This is a genomic window from Sphaerospermopsis reniformis, from assembly GCF_005402885.1.
Taxonomy (GTDB): domain Bacteria; phylum Cyanobacteriota; class Cyanobacteriia; order Cyanobacteriales; family Nostocaceae; genus Sphaerospermopsis; species Sphaerospermopsis kisseleviana.
In genome coordinates this window covers 1-5,539 of the sequence record NZ_BJCE01000298.1, presented here as the reverse complement: position 1 = coordinate 5,539, position 5,539 = coordinate 1, and the positions used below count along the sequence as shown (strand labels likewise).

Sequence of the window (5,539 nt, the reverse complement as noted above, 5' to 3'; positions counted from 1 at the left end):
ATGCTGGTGAGCGTGGTGTATTAATGAAGTTTGGAAACGTGCAAGATCCAGTATTAGGCGAAGGAATACACTTAATTATTCCTGTAGTGAATACAGTTAAAAAATTAAGTATTAGAATCCAAAAACATGTCTTCTTGGAGAACTACAGCAATTTGTTGTCTTAAAGAAGCTAAATCACAACTTTTCAGATCAAAACCATCAATTAAAATCCTTCCCGATTCAATTTGATAAAGTCTTTGCAACAGTTTAGAAAGGGTACTTTTACCTGAACCACTGCGCCCGACAATACCCACAAATTGTCCTGGTTTGATATCAAAAGAAATGCCTTTTAATACAGGTTCTGTGTTAGGACTATAACGGAAAAAAACCTGCTCAAAATTAACTTCACCTTTGAGGGGTGGTAATACTAAACCCGTTCCTGCTTCTGCTTCTGGGGCAGCGTTGAGAATATCGCCAATTCTATCTACAGAAAGTAGCACTTGTTGGAGATTTTGCCATAATTGCACTAACCGCAGTAAGGGTCCTGTCACTCTTCCTGATAACATTTGAAAAGCGATTAATTGACCTACTGTGAGTTGCTGATCAATGACTAATCTTGCACCAAACCAAAGTATTAACAATGTAGAAAAATTAGTGAGAAAATCACCAATATTACTGCTAATATTTGACGTAGTGGAAGCTTTAAAACCTGTGCGAATAAACTTAGCAAATAAACCTTCCCAGCGTTCTCTAGCTACTGGTTCGGCTGCATGGGCTTTAACAGAATGAATACCTGTAACCGTCTCTACTAAAAATGATTGACTGTCTGCACTGCGGTTAAAAGTTTCGTTTAGCCAATTTCTTAAAATTGGGGTGGCGATAATTGTTAAAGTGGCAAATAATGGGAGAACAGCTAAAGCTACAAAAGTGAGGGGAATGTTGTAATAAAACATCAATCCCAAATAAACGACGGCAAAGATACTATCGAGAATTACTGTTAAAGCTGTACTTGTTAAAAATTGGCGAATTTGTTCTAATTCTTGTACTCTGGCGACTGTATCACCCACTCTGCGAGATTCAAAATAAGCCAAAGGTAAACGCATTAAATGGCGAAAAAGTTGGGCTGATAAACTCAAATCTAAACGCCGTGCGGTGTGGGTAAAAATGAAGAGTCGAAGAGTACCCAGGAGAGCTTCAAATATGGCGACTAATAAGAGAGCGATCGCCATCACATCGAGAGTAGCTAAACTCTCCTGCACCATCACTTTATCAATGATGACTTGGGTAATTAATGGTGAAGCTAAACCCAATAATTGTAAAGTGAAGGAAGCTAGTAATACCTCACCTAATAATTTGCGATATTTCCAAACTGCGGGAGTGAACCAAGAAAGATTAAATTTCTCTTGTTTGGAAATTAATTCTACTTGCCATAATTTACCATCCCAACAAGATTCTACTACTGATTGGGTGAGATATTCACATTGATTATTGAGAGGATTGGCAATAATTAAACAATTACCTTTCATCCCATAAGTTACAACCCAACTGCTAACTATTTCCGATTTCCATAATAGTAAAGCCGGAAAAGATAAATGTCGTAATTCACCCCAATTTACCTGCAATTTCCGCAAAACTAACCCTAACTTTTCCGCTGTTTCTATCACATTTTTGGGGCGTTGTCCCCGCAGTTGACGTTGTACCCATTCTAGTTGCACACTATTATTTAAATATTGTGCTACCATTGTTAAACAAGCGGCCGCAGTATTTCCACTCACTACAAAAGGATAGTGAGAAGGATAATTAGAAATTGCAGATTTTGATGATGAAGGTAAAGATAAATAAGATGTCGTCAGTGAAGTAGATATTTCTTCTTTTTCCCTGTTTTCACTGTCACCTGTCACTTGTTCCCTGTCACCTTTCCCATGCCAAAATTCATCAATTTGAGGATGAGACAATTTTTCCCACAGTGATGAGTTCCAACACACAACTACAACTTCTTTACTAGCAGCTACAGCTTTACAATTAGTAAATAACTGTTGCAAATCACCAAACCAATCTCCATCATTTAAGGTGGCTACAGGTTTACTTTTTTCATCCCGTAAACGGACTTTACCAGTGATAATAAAAAACTGATATCCTCCTGTTTCCTGTAACCAAATTTTTTCGCCAAGTTGATATTGACGAATTTCTAATTCATTGGTTACTTCTGTTTGTTGTTCAGGAGTCAACCAGCACAATGGCGGTTTTTTCCAAGGTAAAGTATCTAGCGCATTTATTCGTAAAGTTTGATAGTTCAGAATATTTAGCTCACTTGTAATTTTACTGTCAGGTTTTGAATTTTTTCCCCTAGCCATTTTTCAAATAACTCATTTTGTAGTGATTGTTTTAGTTGAGTATTTTCTAAAGTTGCTGGTAGAATGTTCTCTAATCTAAATAAACTGAAATTTCCTTCTATTTCTATCGGTCCTATCAATTGTCCAAGGTTAGCTGCATCTACAGACGCACGCAAAATATCTGGTAAACTACCCCGACTAATGGGACCCATCATACCGTTAAAGGTTTTTTCATCTGCTAAGGAATACTCTTTTGCTAGTTGCTCAAAACTACTTCCTTCTTCAATTTGAGTGTGTAATTCTTCTGCTAGTTCTCGGTTATTAACCATGATCCGAGAAAGTACGACTCGATCTAAATAAATCTTTCTTTCAATAAAGTATTCTGGTAATTTTGGTTCGGTAATTACCGCTTTCAGTTTTTCTAATTTGAACCCAAAGCTAACTGATTCATAAAATGTAGCGTAATCACTACCATTATTTTGTAACCATGTTTGGAATTGTTCAGGATCTGTAAGTTGATTTTTTAACCGAAAATCAATAATTGCTTGTTCAATTAATGCTGTACTGATATTTATATCATCTCTGGTTTTTAGTTCTTTCTCTAGGACATATTGACGCAGAACATCGCTGATAAACTGATTTAGTTTACCAGAAATCTGTAAATACTTGACTACTTGATAGAGGTCGATTTGATCGTCGTTGATTGTAAAAAATGATGAAGATTCCATGAAATAAATATGAGGAAAATCCTAAAAATCTATACAACTTTTCCATTAAATAATAGATAAAACCGTAGGAAAATAAGGTTCAAGATGATAAAGATTTTATGAATTAGTTAGTGAAAAAATAAATAATTATAAAAATTACCTACACCATATAAATAGTAAATGCAATTTTTTACACATTTCCTATGGTGTTGGAGCAGTAATAGTCATGAAAAAAACAGCAAATTTGCTGTTTAAAATTTTGAATTTTTAGTAAATTTTCAAACAAATATCATTTGCCAAATAACAGCGAGGATAATTGCTGCAACTGCCCCAATTAGGGTATTGAAGATATTGACAACTTCGTTGGTAAGCCAAGTATATTTAGATTGCAATGTTGCACCAATGACACTTTCTAAATTGGTAGCGATAAAGGCTGCTATTACACACCAAACAATTCCTAAGATATCTATTAAATTTACACTCCAACCTACAAGGGCGATCGCTACTGATCCGATAATACCCGCTAAAGTCCCTTCTAAACTTACCGCCCCTTCTGTACCTCTCGCTACAGGTTGCAATGTGGTAATTAAAAAGGTACGTTTACCGTAGGCTTTACCCACTTCGCTGGCAGTTGTATCTGATAATTTGGTGCTAAAACTCGCTACATAGCCCAAACACAGCAAAAACTTCCAATCAGGTATAAGCCACACTCCCAGGGCGCATAAAGTCGCAATTAACGCCGAACCCCACACATTTTCAGGACCCCTTGCACCAGAACGTTTTTCTGCAATTCCTTGGGCTTCTTTTTCTTTCATACCGATGCGGGTAACTCCCGAACCGACGATAAAATAAAACCCTACCACCAGATATCCTGGCCAACCCAGTGTTCCCCAAACTATTACACCCAATAACCAAGCATGGAATATTCCCGCAGGGGTGAGTAATTTTTTAGGAATAATCGCTACTATCCCTAATAAAATAGCGTTTAATCCCATTCCAACTAACCAGGGATTGATGTCATTAAGTAATGATAACATTGGTAATTAATGATGAGTATTTTCAGTTTTTTATGATATGGGACTACTTTTTTGATCTGTGACAGTTAGTGGTGCAGAATGTGGGTTTATTCTACTAAGTACATTTGTCGTCAAAAAACGATTTTTTTTACATCTCAGCAGAGTTCAGAAATTTCCTCAATTCTCGTATAGCTGCACTTGTATTGCGGTTATAGGCAGTTTGTAAACTCTGTTCAACAATCTCATGTATATCAAAATTAGGGAAATAGTGGCTGTAGCTTTGAAGTAAATAGCTGTTTTGCTGAAGTTGATAAATTAACAGTTGCTTTTGTTTATACAGCCAAATTTCTGGAACTTGATAAGGTAGATAATCGTTGATATGAGTATAACTGGTAACGTCAATTTCTAGAACTAAATCAGGTGGTGGATCAACTGTCCAAATAATCCGATTTTTGCTAGATATAGCTTGCCAGTTATGAATATAAAAACAATAATCTGGTTATATTCCACTTTCTTCGGGAAGTTCCATCGTTATGGGGGTAAAAGCATCAAATTCCCACTGAACATAATCGAGTAGAGTAGTAATTATACTGGCGATAACATGAGCATCTTGTCCATGTTTTGGCAAAGGTGACATGATGATTACTTCCCCATTTCGATATTTTAGTCGTGGAATTGTGCGATCGCCCCGTTGTTGACATAAAGTTTGATACTCTTCCCATGTTCCAGGTATCCGCACCACAGCACCGGCAGGAATTTGGGTTTTTTCTGGTGATATCAGCGCAAACATAACTTAACTTATACATCAGTAAATAATTATAGTTTTATTTTATAGTTTTATTTTAGAGAATATTAGCAACAAGCTTGTAATTGTAATAGCTTATCAACATCCTGTACATCCGCAAATCCTGGACATCCTGATTCAGACAATAAAAAACGCACCTTGCTAAAAAAGCCAAAGTGCGATCGCCATTACCAGAAAAATCAAAATCCTGAAAATCCTCAAATCCTGGATATCCTGATTCTGACAAATTCCATCAATCAACTATCACCTATCACCTTGACATTTTCTCTACAATGTTCCTCACTTCGTCAATACTTAAATTCAAAACCTGGGCAATTTGTTCTTGACTCAAACCTAATCCTACCAAACCAGGAACAGCTTCTAATTTAGCTTCGAGTTTTCCTTCTTCTTTACCTTCTTCTCTACCTTCCTCTCTACCTTCTTGTTTAGCTTCTTGATAAAATCTGGTTTGTTTTAAATCACTGAGTCCAAACATTGATTCTATTTCCTCCCTATTCATTCTTGGCAGTTTGTAGATTAGAATTGTCTCGATGATGTCTAATATTTGTTGTTGTTGTGTTTGAGACTTTACTTCTTGTTTGGTACGGTTAATTAACTCCCTAGCTTGGGTGATAGCTTTTTCTTCATTGGTAATGATTAGTTTAATTGTAGCAATCCCAATGGGTAATGATGTTGTTTCTTCAATTTCATCTAAATAAA

Annotated in this window: 4 protein-coding genes and 2 pseudogenes; 1 reads left to right on the top strand and 5 read right to left on the bottom strand. The window is 36.2% G+C overall.

Annotated features, from left to right (window positions below):
* Positions 1-125, top strand: a pseudogene (locus tag FFR48_RS24750) (SPFH domain-containing protein); the annotation flags it as partial.
* Here the strand turns inward: FFR48_RS24750 and FFR48_RS24745 are convergent.
* The 5 genes and pseudogenes from FFR48_RS24745 to FFR48_RS24725 form a co-directional block, all read right to left on the bottom strand.
* Entirely contained in the window at positions 105-2,333 is a 2,229-nt protein-coding gene (locus FFR48_RS24745; protein ID WP_371851485.1) for a peptidase domain-containing ABC transporter, read from the bottom strand. The pseudogene FFR48_RS24750 and the gene FFR48_RS24745 overlap by 21 nt on opposite strands.
* Complete coding sequence (locus tag FFR48_RS24740; protein WP_096567242.1) at positions 2,282-3,040, bottom strand: foldase protein PrsA; 759 nt, start codon at positions 3,038-3,040, stop codon at positions 2,282-2,284. Before FFR48_RS24740 ends, FFR48_RS24745 begins: the two co-directional genes overlap by 52 nt.
* Before the next feature lie 257 nt (positions 3,041-3,297).
* Positions 3,298-4,056, bottom strand: a complete 759-nt coding sequence (locus FFR48_RS24735) for a TIGR00297 family protein (RefSeq protein WP_137669200.1) — start codon at positions 4,054-4,056, stop codon at positions 3,298-3,300.
* Positions 4,057-4,183: 127 nt separating this feature from the next.
* A pseudogene (locus FFR48_RS30660) lies at positions 4,184-4,825 on the bottom strand (Uma2 family endonuclease).
* Positions 4,826-5,090: 265 nt separating this feature from the next.
* Positions 5,091-5,539: Rpn family recombination-promoting nuclease/putative transposase (locus FFR48_RS24725; RefSeq protein ID WP_137669199.1), on the bottom strand; the 449-nt coding region annotated here is incomplete at its 5' end.

Bases quoted from the DNA above. Each gene is read 5' to 3' on its own strand.
- FFR48_RS24745 (WP_371851485.1), bottom strand. From the start codon at position 2,333: ATGGCTAGGGGAAAAAATTCAAAACCTGACAGTAAAATTACAAGTGAG.
- FFR48_RS24735 (WP_137669200.1), bottom strand. From the start codon at position 4,056: ATGTTATCATTACTTAATGACATCAATCCCTGGTTAGTTGGAATGGGA.
- FFR48_RS24740 (WP_096567242.1), bottom strand. From the start codon at position 3,040: ATGGAATCTTCATCATTTTTTACAATCAACGACGATCAAATCGACCTC.